Genomic DNA, 2,572 nt, shown 5'->3' with positions numbered 1-2,572 from the left:
CGCAGCGCCGACCTGGCCAGGCTCCGCCGCGCGGCCTTAGAGACGCGCGGCCTCGTGATGACGTACAAGGGCGAGCCGATTACGGCCTCGTTCTTCGCCTCCAGCGGAGGATTTACGGAGAATTCGGAGGATTACTGGAAGGCGACCGTGCCTTACCTGCGCAGCGTGGCGAGCCCCTGGGACCGGGAGGTGGCGCCGGGGCTTAAGGCTACCGAGACCTTCAGCGTCTCGGAGCTGAGAGGGAGGCTGGGCATCGCGGGGGACAACGGAGCGGGTGCGCGGAAGGTGTTCTCCCCATCGGGAGGAGACGCGTCGGGCAAGATTTTGCCGCTCTCGGCGGAATCAGCCGCTGCAGGCGCGCCGCAGATGAAGGTGCTGTCGCTCACCTCAGGCCGCCGGGTCAAGGAGATTTCGATTGACGGCAAGGTGTTCACGGGACGCGAAGTGCGGGAGAGGCTCGGGCTGCGCTCCAGCCAGTTCACCTGGACGATGGGTCACGGGCGGATTGCCATTACAACTTATGGGAGCGGCCACGGCGTCGGCATGAGTCAATGGGGAGCGAACGGGATGGCGAAGGAGGGCGCTACGGCGACGCAGATTCTCAAACACTACTACAGCGGAATATCGTTTTCGCAAGTCTCGACTCTTTTGAAAAAATAAAGTGCAAGAAACGTATAAAAGCGAACCGCCCGGTAACACTGGTTACTGAGGTGATAGCAAATGAATGAACAAAACCAAAACAAACCGTCCACTGAAGAATCTCTCAAAACCAAACAGGGAGAAACGGGCAGCCAGCCTTCTTCATGGAACAGACTGTTCTCCAAACGGTGGGTATTTCCGGCAGTCTACACAGCGGCAGCGGCAATTATACTAACCTTGGTGTGGGTCTATCAGGATGCCGGCCAAAAGCCGCTTTCGACAGACACCGCCGCCGTTGTCTCTAAGGATGTCGGAGCTTCCGGCGATAAGGCCGGGGCTGCGAATGCGGGAGAAGAACCGAATGCGCTGGAGGTTGCCGCTTCGGCGGAGAGCCTGGCCTGGCCGGTGGCCAACCCGGGCGAAGTGGAAGTCGTCAAGCCGTACTACGACGAGAACGGTACCGAGCAGAACCATATCGAGGCCATCGTGCAAAGCGGCGATACCTTTACGCCCAACACCGGCATCGACCTTGCCCGCGAGGACAACAAGGCATTTGACGTCAAGGCCGCCATCAGCGGCGAAGTAACCCGGGTCGAGGATGTGGCAACGCTCGGCACGGTTGTCGAGGTGACCCAAGGCAATCTGAAGACGGTCTACCAAAGTCTCGGAGAAGCCAAAGTGAAGCAGGGGGATCAGGTGAAGCAGGGCGACACGCTTGCCGCCGCCGGACGCAATGAAATCGAGAAGGATCTGGGCAACCACCTGCATTTTGAGGTGTACCAGGACGGCAAGGTCGTCAATCCCTCGGAGCTGCTTCCGCAAAAATCGCAGCAATAGCATAGACCACAAGGCAGGGGGACGCTCGTCCTCCTGCTTTTTCGTGCCGCTCCGCTTTAGGCTAGGAGCAAAGTCCCCGCTTTCTGGGCTTTTTTACGGTTGTCCCGCAAATAAAATGAGCCTGCCCCGGCTTGTCATCCCGTTAAAGCGCGAATATATAGGCCCGCCACTCATATAATGTACCAAACTATCCACAGTTGGGAGGCGGGAGCGTGCACGATTACATCAAGGAACGTACGATTAAAATCGGACGCTGCATCGTGGAAACCAGGCATACGGTGCGGACTATAGCCAAAGAATTCGGCGTTTCCAAAAGCACGGTGCATAAAGATTTGACCGAGCGGTTGCCGGAAATCAATCCTGATCTGGCCGATCAGGTGAAGCACATTCTTGAATACCACAAATCCATCCGTCATCTCCGGGGGGGCGAGGCCACAAAAATCAAATATAAGAAAAACACGGGGAAGAAGCGGGAGGTGGCCGTAGCGGTAAAACCGTAATATTCTCATTGAACTTCTCCCCTAAAGTATGGTAATTTTAAATTTGGTACTAACTTATATCTCTCATCTAAAATAATTACTTTGGGGGCTCTTTCATTATGCTTAGCAAGGACATCGGAATCGATCTCGGCACAGCCAATGTGCTTATTCATGTTAAAGGAAAAGGAGTCGTTCTGGATGAGCCTTCCGTGGTCACGCTTGAAAGCGACACGAAGAGGGTCCTTGCGGTGGGAGAACAGGCGCGCCGTATGGTTGGCCGCACCCCCGGAAACATCTCGACGATTCGTCCGCTCCGCGATGGCGTTATCGCCGATTTTGAAATTACGGAGACGATGCTGAAATATTTCATCGACCGCGTCGGAGGCCGCACCTGGTACGCGCGTCCCCGCATTTTGATCTGCGCCCCTACGAATATTACCTCTGTTGAGCAGAAATCGATCCGCGAAGCGGCGGAGCGCAGCGGGGCGAAGGAAGTCTTCATGGAAGAGGAACCGAAGGCTGCGGCAATCGGAGCGGGCATGGACATTTATCAACCTAGCGGAAATATGGTCGTCGACATCGGCGGCGGAACGACGGATGTAGCCGTACTCTCCATG

General features: G+C 56.3%; 4 protein-coding genes. All 4 read left to right on the top strand.

The features are described from left to right. Positions 1-660, top strand: a 660-nt coding sequence (locus L692_RS0101665; protein WP_025696614.1) for a SpoIID/LytB domain-containing protein, incomplete at its 5' end; no start/stop codon positions are given. Between the two features lie 60 nt (positions 661-720). Then, a complete protein-coding gene (locus tag L692_RS0101660) occupies positions 721-1,476 on the top strand; it encodes a M23 family metallopeptidase (RefSeq protein ID WP_025696613.1) in 756 nt (251 codons plus the stop codon). A gap of 212 nt (positions 1,477-1,688) precedes the next feature. Beyond that, the gene (spoIIID, locus tag L692_RS0101655; RefSeq protein WP_025696612.1) at positions 1,689-1,976 is read left to right on the top strand and encodes a sporulation transcriptional regulator SpoIIID; all 288 of its coding nucleotides are present in this window, start codon (positions 1,689-1,691) and stop codon (positions 1,974-1,976) included. A gap of 98 nt (positions 1,977-2,074) precedes the next feature. Further along, positions 2,075-2,572: rod shape-determining protein (locus L692_RS0101650; RefSeq protein ID WP_025696610.1), on the top strand; the 498-nt coding region annotated here is incomplete at its 3' end.

Source organism: Paenibacillus forsythiae T98 (genome assembly GCF_000520735.1).
GTDB classification, from domain to species: domain Bacteria; phylum Bacillota; class Bacilli; order Paenibacillales; family Paenibacillaceae; genus Paenibacillus_AQ; species Paenibacillus_AQ forsythiae.
This window is presented reverse-complemented; position numbering and strand designations above follow the sequence as displayed.